General features: G+C 59.5%; 17 protein-coding genes. 8 read left to right on the forward strand and 9 right to left on the reverse strand.

Going from position 1 to position 18,869, the window contains the following annotated elements; genetic code table 11:
- Nucleotides 1-153: 153 nt before the first annotated feature.
- Nucleotides 154-1,305: a ribonuclease D gene (gene rnd / locus FHX06_RS26660; RefSeq protein WP_112544680.1), complete on the reverse strand. Its 1,152-nt coding sequence runs from the start codon at nt 1,303-1,305 to the stop codon at nt 154-156.
- A gap of 165 nt (nt 1,306-1,470) precedes the next feature.
- Nucleotides 1,471-2,862 carry a multicopper oxidase family protein gene (locus FHX06_RS26665; RefSeq protein ID WP_183881410.1) on the reverse strand — a complete coding sequence of 464 codons (1,392 nt, stop codon included), beginning with the start codon at nt 2,860-2,862 and terminating at the stop codon, nt 1,471-1,473.
- A 252-nt stretch (nt 2,863-3,114) separates the two neighbouring features.
- On the opposite strand from FHX06_RS26665, the gene aspS reads away from it, so the two are divergent.
- Nucleotides 3,115-4,905, forward strand: coding sequence for an aspartate--tRNA ligase (gene aspS / locus FHX06_RS26670; protein WP_183881412.1), 1,791 nt, complete (start codon nt 3,115-3,117; stop codon nt 4,903-4,905).
- Nucleotides 4,906-4,974: 69 nt separating this feature from the next.
- On the opposite strand, the gene FHX06_RS26675 is transcribed toward aspS, so the two are convergent.
- Entirely contained in the window at nt 4,975-6,162 is a 1,188-nt protein-coding gene (locus FHX06_RS26675) for a hypothetical protein (protein WP_183881414.1), read from the reverse strand.
- 229 nt (nt 6,163-6,391) lie between these two features.
- Here FHX06_RS26675 and parC point away from each other — a divergent pair, with 229 nt between their 5' ends.
- On the forward strand, nt 6,392-8,647 hold the full coding sequence (parC, locus tag FHX06_RS26680; RefSeq protein WP_112544676.1) for a DNA topoisomerase IV subunit A: 2,256 nt from the start codon (nt 6,392-6,394) through the stop codon (nt 8,645-8,647).
- Nucleotides 8,648-8,814: 167 nt separating this feature from the next.
- Nucleotides 8,815-9,312: an SRPBCC family protein gene (locus FHX06_RS26685; RefSeq protein WP_113212468.1), complete on the forward strand. Its 498-nt coding sequence runs from the start codon at nt 8,815-8,817 to the stop codon at nt 9,310-9,312.
- Here the strand turns inward: FHX06_RS26685 and FHX06_RS26690 are convergent.
- From FHX06_RS26690 to hemB, 6 genes are all read right to left on the reverse strand, one after another.
- Nucleotides 9,302-9,694 (reverse strand): type II toxin-antitoxin system death-on-curing family toxin, encoded by a 393-nt coding sequence (locus FHX06_RS26690; protein WP_113212469.1) that lies wholly within the window; start codon nt 9,692-9,694, stop codon nt 9,302-9,304. The genes FHX06_RS26685 and FHX06_RS26690 overlap by 11 nt on opposite strands.
- On the reverse strand, nt 9,691-9,912 hold the full coding sequence (locus tag FHX06_RS26695) for an AbrB/MazE/SpoVT family DNA-binding domain-containing protein (protein ID WP_112544673.1): 222 nt from the start codon (nt 9,910-9,912) through the stop codon (nt 9,691-9,693). The genes FHX06_RS26690 and FHX06_RS26695 overlap by 4 nt, the downstream gene beginning before the upstream one ends.
- Nucleotides 9,913-9,969: 57 nt before the next feature.
- A complete protein-coding gene (locus FHX06_RS26700) occupies nt 9,970-10,848 on the reverse strand; it encodes a DMT family transporter (protein ID WP_113212470.1) in 879 nt (292 codons plus the stop codon).
- Nucleotides 10,848-11,624: an arginyltransferase gene (locus FHX06_RS26705; protein ID WP_113114914.1), complete on the reverse strand. Its 777-nt coding sequence runs from the start codon at nt 11,622-11,624 to the stop codon at nt 10,848-10,850. Before FHX06_RS26705 ends, FHX06_RS26700 begins: the two co-directional genes overlap by 1 nt.
- 182 nt (nt 11,625-11,806) lie before the next feature.
- On the reverse strand, nt 11,807-12,265 hold the full coding sequence (locus tag FHX06_RS26710) for an RDD family protein (RefSeq protein ID WP_112544671.1): 459 nt from the start codon (nt 12,263-12,265) through the stop codon (nt 11,807-11,809).
- Between the two features lie 73 nt (nt 12,266-12,338).
- The gene (hemB, locus tag FHX06_RS26715; protein WP_113212471.1) at nt 12,339-13,352 is read right to left on the reverse strand and encodes a porphobilinogen synthase; all 1,014 of its coding nucleotides are present in this window, start codon (nt 13,350-13,352) and stop codon (nt 12,339-12,341) included.
- Nucleotides 13,353-13,487: 135 nt separating this feature from the next.
- Between hemB and FHX06_RS26720 the strand changes: the two genes are divergently transcribed.
- The 5 genes from FHX06_RS26720 to FHX06_RS26740 all read left to right on the forward strand — a co-directional run bounded on the left by FHX06_RS26720 (nt 13,488) and on the right by FHX06_RS26740 (nt 18,800).
- Nucleotides 13,488-13,925, forward strand: a complete 438-nt coding sequence (locus FHX06_RS26720; RefSeq protein ID WP_112544670.1) for a DUF6163 family protein — start codon at nt 13,488-13,490, stop codon at nt 13,923-13,925.
- A 128-nt stretch (nt 13,926-14,053) separates the two neighbouring features.
- Nucleotides 14,054-14,566: a transcriptional regulator LdtR gene (ldtR, locus tag FHX06_RS26725; protein WP_112544669.1), complete on the forward strand. Its 513-nt coding sequence runs from the start codon at nt 14,054-14,056 to the stop codon at nt 14,564-14,566.
- A 555-nt stretch (nt 14,567-15,121) separates the two neighbouring features.
- A complete protein-coding gene (locus FHX06_RS26730) occupies nt 15,122-15,607 on the forward strand; it encodes a hypothetical protein (protein WP_162738562.1) in 486 nt (161 codons plus the stop codon).
- A 359-nt stretch (nt 15,608-15,966) separates the two neighbouring features.
- Entirely contained in the window at nt 15,967-16,722 is a 756-nt protein-coding gene (locus tag FHX06_RS26735; protein ID WP_246715643.1) for a RelA/SpoT domain-containing protein, read from the forward strand.
- 776 nt (nt 16,723-17,498) lie between these two features.
- A complete protein-coding gene (locus FHX06_RS26740) occupies nt 17,499-18,800 on the forward strand; it encodes a murein L,D-transpeptidase (RefSeq protein ID WP_112544668.1) in 1,302 nt (433 codons plus the stop codon).
- The last annotated feature ends 69 nt before the right edge of the window (nt 18,801-18,869 follow it).

The raw sequence follows: 18,869 nt of genomic DNA on the forward strand, positions 1-18,869 counted from the left end.
TCATTCGGCTATTGTTTCCGGCGCAGTGCTATGGTCAAGATATTTCGAATTTAAGGCAGCGCGCACAAAGGTACGAAGCGATTTTTGCGCTGACGACACACGTCAAACAACGAGTTGAAACGCGACAGCCGGGCCGAAGGCCCCTGCCACGATCTACGCTGGGAGCGCGACGGTTTCGACCTTGCGGCCAACGAAGCGCAGAGCAATTTCGCCACGGATGAGCTGCAGCGCCGGCTCGCCGAACAGATCGCGCCGCCATCCATGCATGGCCGCGACATCTGCCGTTTCGCCCTCAGCCGCGATCCTGTCGAGGTCGTCGCTGTTGGCGATTACCTTCGGCGCCACGCCGTGCTTTTCGGAAATCAGCTTGAGCAGCACCTTGAGAAGCTCGACGGCCGCCGCCGCACCTTCCGGCGGCTGTGCCTGGCGCGGCACATGCGGCATTTCGGAACGTGGCAGCGCAAGCGCTGTATTGACCGCTTCGAGCACCGCAGCACCCGTGGCCGAGCGCTCCCAGCCCTTCGGAATTGTGCGCAGGCGCCCGAGGGCCTCGGCGTCCTTCGGCTGCTGCTGGGCGATCTCGTAGATCGCATCGTCCTTCAGCACCCGCGAACGCGGCACGTTGCGCGACCGCGCCTCGCGCTCCCGCCAGGCGGCGACATATTTCAGGATCGCCAGCTCCTGCGGCTTGCGCAGGCGAAGCTTCAGCCGCTGCCACGCATCGTCAGGGTGGATATCGTAGGTCTCGCGCGATTCCAGAATGTCCATTTCCTCGCGCAGCCAGGAGGCACGGCCCTCGCGCTCCAGTTCGGCCTTGAGGTAGAGATAGGCGTCGCGCAGATGGGTGACATCGGCCAGCGCATATTCGAGCTGCTTGTCGGAGAGCGGCCGACGGCTCCAGTCGGTAAAGCGCGAGGACTTGTCGATATGGACGTTCTTCGTGCGGCTGATGAGCTGGTCGTAGGAAACGCTGTCACCGAAGCCGCAGACCATGGCGGCGACCTGCGTATCGAAGATCGGGTGAGGGATCAGGTTGCCACGATTGAAAATGATTTCAATATCCTGCCGCGCCGCGTGAAATACCTTCAGCACATCAGGATTGGCCATCAGCTCGAAGAAGGGCGAAAGATCGATGTCTTTCGCCAGAGGATCGACCAGCACCTCCACCGTTGGGCTCGCCATCTGGATCAGACACAGTTCCGGCCAGAAGGTCGTCTCACGCAGGAATTCAGTATCGATGGTAATGAAATCGGACTTGGCCAGCTCTTTGCAGGCGGCCGCCAGATCGGCGGTGGTTTCGATCATATCAATTCATTCGCAAGGAAGAGGTCAGTTAAACCTTCCTTCCCCTTTCGAAGAGATATGTCAATATGGTCAGCGGGCTTCACCTTTACGAAGTCTTATTCGCCATGATGCAGGTGATGTTTTCTGCGGCTGCTGTGTCGCCGAGGTGATAACCGCTGCGCAATATCAAACCACGCGAAGATAGCTCGTCATGCCCGTCTTCTGATGCTCGATGATATGGCAATGCAACAGCCAGTCACCCGGATTGTCAGCGACGAAGGCGAGCTGCACCTTTTCGTCCGGCTGAATGAGATAGGTGTCGGAGACGAGCGGCATCACCTCCCGCGTCGAGGACGAGATGACGGTGAAGCTCATGCCGTGCAGATGGATCGGATGCGTATGCGGCGTGACGTTTTCCAGGTTGAAGACGTAGCTCTTGCCGAGCTTCAGTTCAGCGAGCGGTGCGGTCGGATCGGGTGTATCGCCCGGCCACGGCACCTTGTTGATGGCCCAGAAGCTGTAGCCGAGCGTGCCGCAGATGCTTTCGACGGCGGCATTCTCTGCGGTGGCGGACAAGACAAGTGGAATTGTCTCTGCCGAAGAAAGATCAGCCTTCGCCATCGGGTTTTCTGCAAGCGCGCCGAGATCGCCGATATTGCGCTTCAGTGACTGCCCGGTGGCGCTGAAGCGCGTGATCACCTTCGGCGTCGTACCGCGAATATCTTCCAGCGTGGCCACCGCCCCCTCGCTATCCGGCATGCGAACGGCAAGGTCGAGCCGCTGTCCCGGTCCGATCTGCAGGAGATCGAGCGGGAAGCGCTTCGGCACCGGATTGCCGTCGATAGCGATAACCGTGGCGTCTGCGCCTTCCATCTTGAGCGAGAAGATGCGGGTCACGTCGGTGACGGCGATACGCAGGCGCACGAGCCCGCCCGCCGGTGCATCATATTTCGGCTCCTGGTGCCAATTGGCGGTCCGCACCGTTCCATAGGTGCCGGCCTTTGCTGCATCACGCGGGCGGAACGGCGCGATGAACTGACCATCGCCACCAAGCCGCCAGTCGCGCAGGTTGAGCACGATCTCGGCATCGAAGACCGGATCGGCGGGATCTTCCACGACGAGCACGCCGGTCATGCCGTGGCCCATCTGGGTTAGGGTGTTGCAGTGGGGGTGATACCAGAAAGTTCCGGCATCCGGCGGCGTGAAGAGATAATCGAAGCTGTCGTTCGTATAGACGTAGGGCTGCGTCATGAAGGGCACGCCGTCCATCTTGTTGTCGATGCGCAGTCCGTGCCAGTGGATCGTCGTCGGTTCGTCCAGGCTGTTCGTCAGGCGCGCCGCATAGGTTTTGCCGCGCGGCATGCGCAGCACCGGCGGCAGGCCCTCGTCGCCCCATGTCATGATATCCCGCGTCGGTGCGGCGTCCATGATCCGCGCCGCGGTCCTGCGCGCCGTCAGGATGCGCGGCTCGGGCGCGGCCTCCGCCAGTCCGAAGCGCCCGGCAATCGCCATGCCCGCGCCATAGGCGCCGGCGACGGCGGAAGCCTTGAGCAGATTGCGGCGGGTGAGGAGGGGCATCGGCAGGTTCCGTCTTGAATGATGCCTCCTTTTAAAGTTGACTATCCTTTTCATCAATACGCAGCCTTCAGCCAAACTGCCGCAGCGCAAGTGTCCTGGCTCATTCGGAAACGAGGGAGCAAACGGCCCGCTGGCCGCGCCAAGTCTTGACAAATCAGAGCGTCCATGCGCTTGTCCGCCCGATTTTCTTGTCGGCGTGAAGGTCCCGAGGGCCATGCCGCCGTCTTAAGCCAAATGCCAGGATTTGAGATCATGCATCGCTACCGCAGCCACACATGCGCCGCTCTCCGCAAGTCGGACGTCGGCTCGAATGTCCGTATTTCCGGCTGGGTCCACCGTGTCCGAGATCATGGCGGCGTGCTCTTTATCGACCTTCGCGATCACTACGGCGTCACCCAGGTGGTTGCCGATCCGGACAGCCCGGCCTTCAAGATGGCCGAAACCGTTCGCGGCGAATGGGTGATCCGCATTGACGGCCTCGTCAAGGCGCGTACCGAAGACACCGTCAACAAGAACATGCCGACCGGCGAGATCGAGCTCTATGCGCAGGAGATCGAAGTTCTCTCTGCGGCCAAGGAACTGCCGCTGCCCGTCTTCGGCGAGCCGGACTACCCGGAAGACGTTCGCCTCAAGTACCGCTTCCTCGACCTGCGCCGCGAGACGCTGCATAAGAACATCGTCAAGCGCACGCAGGTGATCTCCGCCATGCGCCGCGAAATGGCCAATGTCGGTTTCACCGAATATACGACGCCGATCCTGACGGCTTCCTCGCCGGAAGGCGCGCGCGACTTCCTCGTGCCGAGCCGTATCCATCCCGGCACTTTCTACGCCCTGCCGCAGGCTCCGCAGCAGTACAAGCAGCTGCTGATGGTTGCCGGTTTCGACCGTTACTTCCAGATCGCGCCCTGCTTCCGCGATGAAGACCCGCGTGCCGACCGCCTGCCGGGCGAGTTCTACCAGCTCGACCTCGAAATGAGCTTCGTGACCCAGGAAGACGTCTGGAACACGATGGGTCCGCTGATGACCGGCATTTTCGAGGAATTCGCCGAAGGCAAGCCGGTCACCAAGGAATGGCCGCGCATCCCTTATGACGAAGCGATCCGCAAATACGGCTCCGACAAGCCTGATCTGCGCAACCCGATCGTTATGGAAGCCGTAACCGACCATTTCGCCGGCTCCGGCTTCAAGGTCTTCGCCAACATGATCGCCTCCAACCCGAAGGTTCAGGTCTGGGCGATCCCGGCCAAGACCGGCGGTTCGCGCGCCTTTTGCGACCGCATGAACGCCTGGGCGCAGAGCCAGGGCCAGCCCGGCCTCGGCTATATCTTCTGGCGCAAGGAAGGCGAAAAGCTCGAAGGTGCCGGCCCGCTTGCCAAGAACATCGGCGAAGAGCGTACGGATGCCATCCGCAACCAGCTCGGCCTCGGTGACGGCGACGCCTGCTTCTTCGTCGCCGGCGAACCGGAAAAGTTCTACAAGTTCGCAGGCGAAGCCCGCAACCGTGCCGCCGACGAGCTGAACCTCATCGACCGCGACCGCTTCGAACTCTGCTGGATCGTCGATTTCCCGTTCTTCGAATGGAACGAAGACGAGAAGAAGGTCGACTTCGCCCACAATCCGTTCTCTATGCCGCAGGGCGGCCTCGATGCGCTGACCAATCAGGACCCGCTGACGATCAAGGCCTTCCAGTACGACGCGGTCTGCAACGGCTTCGAAATCGCCTCTGGCTCGATCCGTAACCAGTCGCCGGAAACCATGGTCGCCGCCTTCGAAAAGGTGGGCCTGAGCCAGCAGGACGTCGAGGATCGTTTCGGCGGCCTCTACCGCGCCTTCCAGTACGGCGCGCCGCCGCATGGCGGTGCTGCCTTCGGTATCGACCGTATCGTCATGCTGCTCGTCGGCGCGAAGAACCTGCGCGAAATCTCGCTCTTCCCGATGAACCAGCAGGCCCAGGATCTGCTGATGGGCGCGCCGACACCGGCAACGACCGCCCAGCTGCGCGAACTGGCGATCCGCCCGATCCCGCCGCAGAAGAAAGACTAAGGCAGGCTTCACAAAACAAAAAAGCCCGGCGAAGATATCGCCGGGCTTTTTTGTTGGGTTGAGACTAACTCAGTCGTTCGCCGAAACCTTCACCCCAAGCATCTGCGGCACCGTGTTCGGTGCACCCATGGCAGCGCCGACAATCATCGGGAATGCGACCGGCTTCTCAGGCGTGGCCTTGACGGTCAGGCTCTTCGGATTGTCGAGGAAGGTGCTGACCGCAGCCGAAATCGCGTTCTGCAGCTCCGGAATGTTGAGCTGCGCGAGCATGATCGGCGTCATCGCCTTCAGCGAATCCGCCATCTGCTGGCCGGAGACGTTCTGCTTCGAACCGGCATAGTCCAGCGCGCGCTTGGTGATCGATGCATCCTCGAAGCGGATCTGCGCGGAATCGAATGTCAGCTGCTGGGCAAGTCCGAGCATGGCGAGGCCGAGCGCCTGCTGTGCTTCTTCCTTGTTGGGGTTGGCTTCGGACTGCTTGACCGCGTCCTGCATCGATTTCATGAAGGCCATCGTGTAGCCGGAGATCTTGAAGCCGAAGTTCAGCTTGCCGACATTGGTGATGTCGAAAGATATCTCCGAGAGATCGATCGTGCCGGGCTCGATATCCCAAGCGCCCTTCATGGTGATGTCGCCCTGGATGTGCTGAAGCGCCAGTTTCTCGATCGCTTCCTTGCTGTCCGGGCTATCTCCGGCCTGGCTGAGATCGGCCTTCATGCTCTTGAAGGCGCCGTCAAAATCGAAACCGGATTCATCTTCGCGCAGCGTTGCGTTCATGTCGCTTTCGAGTACCGAGAAGACCTCGGCACCATCCTTGACGACCTTGATCGGACCGGTATGGGCGCTCTCGGCAAAGAACATGGAGTCGATCGTATCGCCCGGCTGGGCGGGAACGGAGATGTCGCCGAGCGTCATTTCCTGGGCGCTCACGGTCACGCCCTCCTTGGATGAACTGATGTCGGGGAAGGCTGCCTCTTCGATATAGTAGCTGCCGTCATCCTGCTCTTCGACGCCCGAGAGGGTGATGTCGCCGATGGCGATCGGTTCGCCGGCATTCGGCTTGAAGCTGGTGTTCTTCAGCGTGATCGTCGTGCCGTCGATATCGACGGAATCGGCGGTCACTGTTCCGCCCTGCTGGCTGTAAGCGGCATTGATCTTTTTCAGGAGATCCTGGCCGTCCAGCGCGAACGCAGAACCAGCGAACGATAGAATGGCTGCGCTCGACAGCATCAGCCGCGTTGTGCGGTAAAAGGTCATGAGAAAGTCCCCTGGATGGCAAGTGCCGTTGACTATTACAAAGAAGCTACTGCGGAACGGTCCGGCTTTATATTTGCAGACCCCTAAATTTTTATTGAGAGGATAGGCAAACAGAGTCCAAATTCAGCTGTCACCTTTTACAGCTTTCGTGTCAGCATGAAGACGTCATCCACAGCCGGAGCGCCCGGATTCCTTGCCCCACAGGGGTTTCTGAGCTAGTCAGGGTTCCATGGGACAAGAGATTTTACCGCCTTCCGGCGGAGACGACGATAATATTCAACCGGTCGACCTGAAGGCGGCGCTCGAAGAGCGCTACCTTCGTTATGCCTTGTCGACCATCATGCACCGCGCCCTGCCTGATGTGCGCGATGGCCTGAAGCCAGTCCATCGCCGCATCGTCTACGCGATGAACGACATGGGTCTGCGCCCCAACGCGGCCTTCAGGAAATGCGCCAAGATCGTCGGCGAAGTGATGGGTAACTATCACCCGCATGGCGACCAGTCGATCTATGACGCGCTGGCGCGCTTGGCGCAGGATTTCTCGCAGCGCTATACGCTGGTGAACGGCCAGGGCAATTTCGGCAATATCGACGGCGACAGTCCCGCCGCCATGCGATACACCGAATCGAAGATGACCGCGGTCTCCGAACTGCTGCTCGAAGGCATCGATCAGGATGCCGTCGATTTCCGCGATACTTACGACGAATCCAATTCGGAGCCGATCGTTCTTCCCGGCGCTTTCCCGAACCTTCTCGCGAACGGTTCCTCGGGTATCGCCGTCGGCATGGCGACGTCCATTCCTTCGCACAACGTGCATGAGGTCTGCGACGCAGCACTGCATCTGATCAAGCATCCCGATGCCACGGTCGAAAAGCTCGTCGAATTCATCCCTGGTCCCGATTTCCCGACCGGGGGCATCATCATCGATAACAGAGAAAGCATCATCGAGAGCTACCGCACCGGTCGTGGCGGTTTTCGCGTGCGCGCAAAATGGGAAACGGAAGATCTCGGCCGCGGCGGCTATCAGATCGTTATCACCGAAATTCCCTTCCAGGTGCAGAAGTCGCGCCTGATCGAAAAGATCGCCGAACTCCTGATCGCCCGCAAGCTGCCGCTCCTGGAAGATATCAGGGACGAATCGGCCGAGGATATTCGTGTCGTTCTGGTGCCGAAGAGCCGCACCGTCGATCCGACGATCCTCATGGAATCCATGTTCAAGCTGACGGAGCTGGAAAGCCGCTTTCCGCTGAACATGAACGTCTTGTCGATGGGCGTCATCCCGCGCGTGATGGCGCTGAACGAAGTGCTGAAGGAGTGGCTGGCGCACCGCCGCGAGGTCCTCCAGCGCCGCTCGCGCTTCCGCCTTGCTGCTATCGACAGACGCCTCGAAATCCTCGGCGGCCTGCTCGTTGCCTACCTCAACATCGATGAGGTGATCCGTATCATCCGCGAAGAGGATGAGCCGAAGCCTGTCATGATGAAACGCTGGGACCTGACCGACGTTCAGGTCGAGGCGATCCTCAACATGCGGCTGCGCGCCCTGCGCAAGCTCGAAGAATTCGAGATCCGCAAGGAGCACGACGAGCTCACCAAGGAAAAGGCCGATATCGAGGCGCTGCTCGCTTCCGACGAGAAGCAGTGGCAGACGGTCTCCTGGGAAATCGGCGAGGTGAAGAAGAAATTCGCCAAGGCGACCGAGATCGGCCGCCGCCGCACGCAGTTTGCCGAAGCGCCCGATGCCGACGAAGAAGCCGTCCAGCACGCGATGATCGAGAAGGAACCGATCACCGTCGTCGTCTCCGAAAAGGGCTGGATCCGCGCTTTGAAGGGTCACATTTCCGATACGTCGACATTGGCCTTCAAGGAAGGCGACGGCTTGAAGGTGGCCTTCCCGGCGCAGACGACCGACAAGATCCTGATCGTCACGACCGGCGGCAAGGTCTTCACGCTCGGCGGCGACAAGCTGCCCGGCGGCCGCGGCCATGGCGAGCCGCTGCGCATCATGATCGACATGGAAAACGATCAGGACGTATTGACTGCCTTCGTCCACGATGCGGCACGCAAGATGCTGATCGTCTCGACGGTCGGCAACGGCTTCGTCGTGCCGGAAGCGGAAATGGTCGCCAATACCCGCAAGGGCAAGCAGATCATGAACGTCTCCATGCCGGATGAGACCAAGCTTCTCGTGCCCGTGACCGGCGATCACATCGCCGTCGTCGGTGAAAACCGCAAGATGCTGGTCTTCCCGCTGAGCCAGGTGCCGGAAATGACGCGCGGCAAGGGCGTGCGCCTGCAGCGCTATAAGGATGGCGGCATTTCCGATGTTCGCTGCTTTGCCATCACCGATGGCCTGAGCTGGGAAGACAGTGCCGGCCGCACCTTCACCAAGAACAAGGACGAGCTTGCCGAGTGGCTGGCGGACCGCGCCACCGCAGGGCGCACTGTGCCGAAGGGCTTCCCACGCAGCGGCAAATTCGCCGGCTGATCCGGGAATTTTGAGGCTCCGCCCTTGGCGGGCGGAGCAATTCCTCTATCTCAGTCCTGTCACCAAAAAGAAAGGCCAACAAGAAGGGCAACGTCGTTCCGCGGGCGGGCGGGATGGCCATAAGCCGTGCGCTTGGAAGAGCGTGCGAACACAACGGAGGAATGCCGATGGCCGCCGCAAATACCATCAAACTGCATGTCGCCCACAGCTACAGGGCGCCCCCTGCCACGGTCTATGATGCCTGGCTCAATCCCGAAATTGCCCGCCGCTTTTTATTCGCAACCGATGAGGGCCATGTCGTGCGCGCCGATATCGAGCCGCGCGTCGGCGGCCGCTTCATCATCGTCGACCGCCGCCCGACCGGCGACGCCTTTCATCACGGCTTATTCCTGGAGTTGAAGCGCCCCCGACACATCGTGTTCTGCTTCTCGGTCGAGGAACACGACCACAATTGCGATCGCGTGGAAATCGACATCGAACCACTCGGCAGCGGCAGCCGCCTGACCCTCACGCACGAAATGTGCGCGGAATGGGCGGAATACGAGGAAAAGACCCGTCAGGGCTGGACGCATATCGTCGAAGGGCTGGATCGGGAACTGGAGCTTTCCGGAGGTTCGAAACGATCGAATCCAGAAGCCGGCCAGTCTGCTGGCGCTACGGCGTGAGCGGAACTGTGTGATCGCGCAGGAAGCGGGTTGCGCCGTCTTCGTCTATTTCGCCTGCCGCGACATCCTGCACGAATGTGATGATCTGCGCGTTGTCAGCGTCGACAAGGTAGCCGTTGATATAGAGAAACGTAAAAGCTGCGAGGTACCCGGTGCGCTTGTTGCCGTCCGCGAAAGGATGGTTTCGAATGATCCCATGCAGATATGCTGCTGCCAACACGAAAATATCCGGCTCGCCATAAGCGGCTTTGTTAATCGGTCGTGCCAAGCCCATTTCCAATGAATCGAAAGAGCGAAGCCCTGGCAGACCTCCGTGTTCGGTGATCTGCTCTTCATGCATCTTTTCAATCGCTTCCCGACTGAGCCACTTCAAGCGACTCATTTCGCGAGTTCACGAAGGGCAACCCTATATTTTTCCATGCCGATGCGTGCAGCGCGCATCTGCTCTGCGAGATCTGCGGATTCCGGGACCAGCTGGATTGTGCCGTCCGTTTCACGCAACTCAAGGCTATCGCCACTGCTGAGCCCCAGACGTTGAAGTATTTCCTTCGGAATGATGACCCCTTCCGAATTGCCGATTTTGCGGATGGTGACGTTCATAGTCGCTTCCCGTAATAACAGAGTTATAACAATGGATAGGTCATAATCATTTGTCAATCAAGCGAGTTGAACGCTTCTGCCCCTCGCCATCCAGACAGAATGGCCGGCGATCGCCGCGACCAGTATCGCACCACCGACAAGCGTCATCGCGGCTGGCGTTTCGGCGAAGATCAGCCAGACCCAAATCGGCGCAAGCACCGTTTCCAACAGGTAGAACATCCCGACTTCAGGCGCGGAAAGATATCGCGGTCCCGTCGCCAGGCACCAGAAGGCGACCGGCATCATGATGGCGCCGTTGAAGACGATCCAGCCGGGGTGAGCGATCGAAAGTCCCGAAGGCAGGACCTGCGCCAGGCCGAGTGCTGCCGGCAGGATTGCGGCAAGCAGCGGCACGAAGCCCATCTCCCGGCGCGAGGCACGACCGACTGTGATGGCGGCGGCAAGCACCAGCGCGCTTAAAAGCGCCATGGCGTCACCGAAGACGTGGCCGCTCGAAAGTCCCTCGCGCACGATCAGGCCGACCCCGAAGATCATGAACAGCATCGCGATCAAGGTCACCGGCTGCGGCTTCTCCTTGAGAAATAGCCACGACAGCAGTGCTCCGAACATCGGGTTGAAGGCAACGATGAAGACGACGTTCGCCGTGGACGTATTGAAGACTGCCAAGACGAAGGTGACCGAAGAGAGCCCGTAAAGCAGTCCGGCCAGCAGGCCGGGGCGACCGGGCACGAGTGGCGGCCACCTGCCGGAGAACAGGCGCATCGCAAGCAGCATGACGAATGTGGCAAGAACCGTCGCCAGGCTTCGCGCGCTGAGGATCGACCAGATATCGCCATCGGCGAGGCGAACGAGCGGAATGTCCACGGAAAGTGCCAGCCCGCCGATCGCCGTCAGCAGCAGGCCCTTCCGATGATCGGAAAGGTGGGGAAGGGGCATCAGTCCTGCGGATCGTCCTCGAGAGAAGAGGGATCGAAACGTTCCCAGCCGCGCGGCGTCAGATGTTCCTGCGGCTGGAAGCGTGTCTTGTAATCCATCTTCCGCGATCCTTGAACCCAGTAGCCAAGATAGACATGTGGCAGGCCGAGCGCCCTGGTGCGGTGCACATGGTCGAGGATCATGAAAGTGCCGAGCGAACGCCGGTCGAGGTCCGGGTTGAAGTAGGAATAGACCATGGAAAGGCCGTCGCTCATCGTGTCGGTCAGCGCGGCGGCAAGCAACTCGCCCTTGGGACGCGTCTCCAGGCCGGAGCCTTCCTCGCGGCGACGATATTCGATGATCTTCGTATTCACATGCGTATCTTCCACCATGATCGCATAATCGAGCACGGTCATGTCGGACATGCCGCCCTGCTGGTGGCGATAATCGAGATAGCGGCGGAAGAGGGAGTATTGCTCGCTCGACGGCTGGGCAGGGAATTCCGTCGCGATGATGTCGGAATTGTTCGCCAGCACCCGCTTCATCGATTTGGTAGGCTGAAACTCCTGTGCCAGGATCCGCACCGAGACGCAGGCCCGACAGGCCTCGCAGGCGGGGCGGTAGGCGATATTCTGGGAACGGCGGAAGCCGCCCTGAGTCAAAATGTCGTTCATCTCTGCAGCGCGCGGGCCGACGAGGTGAGTGAAGACCTTGCGCTCCATCTCATGCGGCAGATACGGACACGTAGCCGGAGCCGTCAGATAAAACTGCGGGGATGGCGTAGTCTGGGTATTCATCTCTTGCGGAGATTTCCTTTCGGGGCGCCTGTCATTCCAGACAGCATGACGCAAGAATAAAAAACGTCAACAGCACGGCATTCAGTGCCGCGCAATCGAATATTCGATTTCTTGGATATGGCGCCTTTTTGTGGCCGGCAAAGGGCGGGCGGAGACTTTATTTCGTCCCCGCCGACAGGGAATCAGTTGGTGCGGATCGTCGCCGTGCCGACGAGGAAATCGTGCAGCAGGCGCGAGCGTTCCGTGAATAGGCCGACCAGCAGAATCAGCGGCGTCAACACAGAGTTCAGGATCCAGAAGAGCGCCAGGTGAGCAACCGCCAGGATGAAGTCCATCGGCCTTCCATCAACGCGCACGATCGCGATACCCATCGCGCGCATGCCAAGCGAAGCCTGCGATGGACCGCCGACAGTCAAGCCAAAGTACAGGCCTGCTACGATGACGAACAGGGCCGGATAAAGGATGAAGCCGAGCCCCAGCGTGACGATCCCAAGGAAGAACACCACGATCGCCGCCGGAATGCAGAGCAGGGCCACGATGACATAGTCGAGGATGAATGCGAAGACGCGACGGCTGAGCACACCACTATAGGCGCGCCAGTCCTCCGGTGCGGCATAAAGCGGATTGGGATTGTAGCTCATCCATATCTCCCTTCGAAAGACGATGCGGCTGATATGGTATCGTCAGGGGGAAATACAATAATTCGACCGAAAATCACCTTTTTGCGAGGATTTTGGCCACTTCCGGCGCAAAATAGGTGAGGATGCCGTCGCAACCGGCGCGCTTGAAGGCAAGCAGCGTCTCCATCATGATCCGCTCGCCGTCTATCCAGCCATTCATCGCCGCAGCCTTGATCTGCGAATATTCGCCGGACACCTGATAGGCGAAAGTCGGCAGGCCGAAAGCCTCCTTCACGCGCCAGCATATGTCGATATAGGCAAGTCCCGGCTTCACCATCAGCATGTCGGCGCCTTCCTCGACGTCGAGGGCGGCATCGCGCAGCGCTTCCGTACCGTTCGCCGGATTGATGTAATAGCTGTTCTTGTCACCCTTCAGCAGGCCCTTGGTATTGATCGCCTCGCGATAGGGCCCGTAGAAACCGGAGGAAAACTTCGTTGCATAGGACATGATGCCGACGCTCTGATGCCCGGCGGCATCGAGCCCGCGGCGGATCGCGCCGATGCGTCCGTCCATCATTTCCGAGGGAGCAATGATGTCGGCGCCGGCATCGGCCTGCAGGATCGCGGCCTTGACGACCTGGTCGACCGTCTCGTCATTGACGATTTCGCCGTCGCGCAGGATGCCGTCATGCCCGTGGCTGGTGAAGGGGTCGAGCGCCACATCAGTAATAATGCCGATATTGGGCACTGCCTTTTTGATGGCAGCCGTCGTCTGATTGATGAGGTTATTGGCGACAAGACTGTTCGACCCTGTCTCATCGCGCAATTCCATCTCTATATCGGGGAAGGTGGCGATGGCCGGGATACCAAGATCGGCCGCTTCCTTCGCCGCCTCGACCGCCTTGTCGACGCTCATGCGGTTGACACCGGGCATGGCGGCGATCGGATCGACGATGCCGGTCCCCGGAACGATAAAGATCGGCCAGATCAGATCGTCGACCGTCAAGCGGTTTTCCTGCACCAGCCGCCGCGTCCAGTCGGCCTTGCGGTTGCGCCGCATACGGCGGTGACCGGTGATTTCATCGACGAGATGCGTCTTGTCCTGCATGATATCTGTCCCTGGGCCATTCCATTTATTGGAGCGCTCATTATCATGCGCCCCGGAAAATCCAAACCGGACGATTGGCCGCGGCGGATGAAAGCCTGAAACTGAAGCCGTAACATTGAGTGTGATGTCTCGCCCATGGAAACTGATTCTCCGACGATGCCGAAACGGACGCTGACGGATATCCTCTTCATCTTCTTCCTGCGGCTCGTCGCCGTTTCCTGCTTCTGGTTCGGTCTTCAGTATTGGGCGATGCTCGTCGGTTACTCGCTGGTCGGCGCCGGCCGGTTCGATCTGTTGAGCCTGCCATGGAAGGTCGCAAGCACCAGCCTTGCCGTTCTTTTCCCGGTTGCCTCGCTCGGGCTCTGGCTCACCGTTTCCTGGGGGCCGGTCATCTGGGTGCTGGCCGCAGGCGGCCAGATCCTCATGTACGGCCTGCTGCCGCAGATCTTCGGGGCCAACCGGCTGATCATCCTGCTTCATGTGATCGTGGCCGTCATCTACTGGATTTTCAGGCTTTCCCTGTGGCTGGAGCGGCGCCGGCAGCGTCGTCAGGTAAGCGTTGATTTACCCTGATACATCAAGGGGTTTTCGTAAGCCTCTGTTAAGCCTGCGGTTTAAGTCGAATTTTATATGTATTCGATAGGGTCTCACTCAAGGCGGGAAGAAAACGACACCGCCAAACAAAACAGTGAGGCAGTCAAATGAACACGAAAATCAAGCCGCAGGCGGCATCGACTTTCCATGCACACGAGCAGGGCATCCGTGATCTTTACATGGAATCCCTTCATCTTGTTGAACGTCTTCATCGCCGTCTTCTCGACGTCATCAAGGACGAGTTCGACCGTCAGGGCCGCAGCGACGTCAACGCCATCCAGGCGCTGCTCCTTTTCAACATCGGCAACTCCGAACTGACGGCCGGCGAGCTGCGCTCCCGCGGCTACTATCTCGGCTCGAACGTTTCCTACAACGTCAAGAAGCTGGTCGACCTCGGCTTCATCAACCACCAGCGCTCGCGCATCGACCGCCGCTCGGTCCGTATCAGCCTGACCGAAACCGGCCAGGACATCGCCGAAACGGTCGCCCGGCTCTACGAACGCCACATCGCCTCGATCGACAAGGTCGGCGGCATCGGCACCGACGAGTTTACGCAGATGAACAAGCTCCTGCAGCGGCTGGATCGCTTCTGGAACGATCAGATTTTGTATCGTCTGTAAGGATGGCGACGATCTGTCCCCAGGCTTGAACACCAGAATGCCCTGTTCGGCAGTGGCCGCATCAAAGGGCACGAGATGGCACAGGTGGCGCGGATCCGCGCCGCATGAATGCCGACGATTTCCGACCTCCAATCGGCACCTGAAGCGCACGCGGCTTTCCCTCCGCGATGCGCTTTTCTGCTATTCGCGCCAGCCACGATCCGGCTTCCGCTGCGAGCTTGGACGAAGGACGGGGGTGGTTAATTCCGCACCCGATGACCTGGCTCAACCACGAAGGCTGGAATGACCTCATCGCCGGTGAAGGCTGAAGCATCGCCTGATGATCTCAAAGCTTCTCAGGAACGTATCGATACCATTCGGCTTAGGAATCAGGAGCGTGAGCGTCGGATGGTACAAACTCGTCGCAGGGAGTTGGGGGTGGCGGCGTAGCCGAGAAGCACAATTCGCGCTTACCGTCTATTATCCATGTGAGCGCGTTTGCCGTGAGAAGCAGATTTAGGAGACGCAATTTTAACGTGTCCGGCTCTAGCAGGAATGAAAACAAGGAGCCAAATCATGGAACAAAAACTTCGTCTCAGTGGTGCAGCATTTACGACCCTTTTGATACTCGGTGTGGCCGCGCTGCTAGTTGCTGCGAGCAGCACGCCAATCCAGATTGGCATCATCGCGGTGGTCATGTTTGCTTGCCTCGGATTTCTGCTTTTTATGACAAAGCGCTTTGAGAAGTATTCGGTCGTCGTGCTCGAAATCGTGATCGCCGCAGGTCTTGCCGTTGCCGCATTTTCTGATGTGCTGGCTTTTCAGAAACCCCCGGAGCCCCCGTTTCTTTCAATCGCGTTTCTGACCTTGGCGCTTAAAATAGTCGGTGCACTTTATGCCCTCGCGAAAGCCTTCGACACCGCTGCAAAGGGCGTTGAAGACGACCTCAAGGAGGCTGAGAAGCGCGGCAACGAAATCGAGATCGCGAAGTGGCAAGAGCGTAAAAATTTGCTCGCGAAATTCACCCTGTTCGAAAAGGCTGAGACAAATAAACTAAAATAGAACACATCGCGGATGTCGCGACGCAAAGGCGAACTGACCCCGGCCGCGATAGACCGTGGCTGGCCCCATCAGGTGGCGTTGCTAGCCGAGCTATCGCTCGGCAAGCTCGGCGCCGAACAAGACGCGTTTTGCGCAATGCCTATGCGGGGCGTGCGCCACCATCCGTTTTCTATGAAGACCATCACTACATCGTGCATTGCTTCGCCACCAAGGGTGGAACTGAAGCCTTATAGCCAAGTACGGCGGGGAGTGGTTCGATCCCCGTGACCGCGGTGAGAGCTTAAACTGGAACAAGGGCCAAAGTCAGCGAAAATCTTCAATCTGAAGCACTAATCCTGTGAATTGCGGGCGCCGATGGCTTGTCTGATTGGTTTGGTCTGCCGAAACGCAGTATACTCGAATCGATGTCGAAATATCCTCACCTATCTTTCAGCATGAATGAAGTTCGCAGAGCTGGCGAACTGTTGAAGGGTCATCTTTCATTCGACAGCGAAAGCGATTTAAGCCGCGCTGACGTTCTTGAAACCTTCAAGATCGCCAACAGCTGGCGGGATTCCCATGTCTATCCGATGCGCAGCGTGCGGCTTTCGATTCAGCACCGCATGCGTGCCTTGCAGATGGGCGGGCTGACGGCATCCCGGCCAAAGCGCATGCATTCTATTCGGCGCAAACTGTCGTCCGGGACGATGAAGCTTGACCAAATGAACGACTTGGGTGGGTGTCGCGCAATCATGGACGATATTCAGGGCGTGCGTGCGCTTCTAGCCTCTATTCAGGCTGACTTCCCGCACACCGTGCGCCGTCAATATCCGTACATAGACGAGCCAAAACTCGACGGGTACCGCAGCCATCACGCTGTGTTCGAGTTCTGTGGGAAAGGGCGATCTGCTCCATTTGACGGACGGCGTGTTGAACTGCAGATACGCACGCGGCTCCAGCACTCATGGGCCACTGCGGTCGAGGCCCTCAGCCTGTACCGTGGCGAAGACTACAAGCACGGCAAGGGTGATCCTGACTGGTTGCGCCTGTTTCAACTGGTCGCGGCTGAATTTGCATATACGGAAGGCTGTCTGGTCCATCCTGACATGCCACGGCGCTGTCCGCATCCTCGATGATGGTCGCGTAAAGTTCGACAAAAGCCGGTGCACGGGACGGCTTTTGTCGAACTTTACTGATGGCAGGAGTTTTACAGTCGCTTTTACGAGTTCGTCTAAAAATTCCAGCATTGGCGGGCTCGCGGGTTGGCGCGTGCCAAAGGCTTACTCTACGCGCGGCCCTTCCGAAAGTGACCGGCGCGGGCTGGGTTCGTCATATGGCCCGATATATGTTGGTGCTTCAACGGCTCTTGCGGAACATATGACTGGTCGCCGGTGACGGCGCGCTCTTCCTCTTGAAGAACCGCAAATTTCCTCCGCGATACGCTTTTCTGCCGCTGCGCCGCAGACCTGCTCTTGATGAGGCGGAGGTAGTTCAGGTCTTCCGCACGGCCGGACGCCTTGACAACGCCCAAAAGCATCCACCCACCTCTGCGTGGCATCTTTGCAACGCACGCCAGCCAACCGAAACGCCCCGTATTCAAGCCGTTTTTTAGTCGTTATTAACCCTCACGGTTTACCCGTCATGTGGTGCGTTGCATCGGTTTCCGGCAACCGGCAGTCTGTCTTCCGGCCCGGCAACACGAATTGGCCATATTGATGTGACAGCGGAATATTCGATAGTCGGCGTCCTCGACGGACCATTGGCACCATCCAGGTTGCTCGCAATCTTGTGATGGGACTGGCGGAATTTCCTGCTGCGCCGGAAGAACGAACGGATAGGGATCTGCGTTAAGGCGCAGGATATCGCAAAGGGCCGCGGCTTCCTCCACCGTGGCATTGAGTGGTTGGGACGAATGTCTAAAAAGAACGGAATTGAAGCTCTCTCGCGCCGCGCCTTCCTGGCTTCGGCGGCAACGGTTGGCGCCGGCGCGCTGGCCGCACCCGCATTCGCGCAATCGGCGCTCGATGGGCTCCTGAATGCCCCGAAGCGCGGCAACTGGGACGACCAGTTCGACGCCAAGGCTGCCTCGCGCACGGCGACGGCCGTCCTTTCCAATACCCCGATCCTCAGCCCGCAGTCGGTGCCGAGCACGCAGCAGGCGATCATGCAATATCAGCAGATCGCGTCCGCCGGCGGCTGGCCCGAGGTCAATCCGGGCGATCAACGCCTGCAGCTCGGCGTCAGCTCCCCCACCGTCCAGGCCCTGCGCCAGCGTCTGGCGATCACCGGCGACCTGCCGCGTGAGGCTGGTCTTTCCAATGCTTTCGACTCTTATGTCGATGGTGCCGTCAAGCGCTTCCAGGCCCGCCACGGCCTGCCGGCTGATGGCGTGCTCGGCGAATTCACGCTGAAGGCGATGAACATCCCGGCTGATGTGCGCCTGCAGCAGTTGAACACCAACCTCATCCGCCTGCAGACCTTCCCGGAAGATCTCGGCCGCCGCCACCTGATGGTCAACATTCCGGCCGCCTATGTGGAAGCCGTTGAAGACGGCAGCGTTGCGACGCGCCATACCGCGGTTGTCGGCCGCCTGAGCCGCCCGACGCATCTCGTCAACTCGAAGGTTTACGAGGTCATTCTCAATCCGTACTGGACGGCACCCCGCTCCATCGTCGAGAAGGACATCGTGCCGCTGATGCGCAAGGATCCGACCTATCTCGAAAAGAATGCCATCCGCCTGATCGACGGCAAGGGCAACGAAGTCGCCCCCGAGACCGTCGACTGGAACGGTGAGGCGCCGAACCTGATGTTCCGTCAGGACCCGGGCAAGATCAACGCCATGGCGTCCACGAAGATCAACTTCTACAACAAGAACGGCGAGTATATGCACGACACGCCGCAGCAGGGCCTGTTCAACAAGCTCATGCGCTTTGAATCGTCCGGCTGCGTGCGCGTCCAGAACGTCCGCGACCTGTCGAACTGGCTGCTGCGTGAAACGCCCGGCTGGAACCGCCAGCAGATGGAACAGGTCATCGCCAGCGGCACCAACACGCCGATCAAGCTCGCGACCGAAGTACCTGTTTACTTCGTCTATATCTCGGCCTGGGGCATGCCCGACGGCGTCGTCCAGTTCCGCGACGACATCTACGAGATGGACGGCAATGCCGAACTGGCGCTGGACACCACTTCGGGCATGGAGCAGCCGGTACAGTAAGTCCGGCTTGTGGAATTCAAAAAAGCCGTGCCATGTGCACGGCTTTTTTCATTCCAGCGAGGCGGCATT

The organism is Rhizobium sp. BK512, from assembly GCF_014194915.1.
In the GTDB taxonomy this organism is placed as follows: domain Bacteria; phylum Pseudomonadota; class Alphaproteobacteria; order Rhizobiales; family Rhizobiaceae; genus Rhizobium.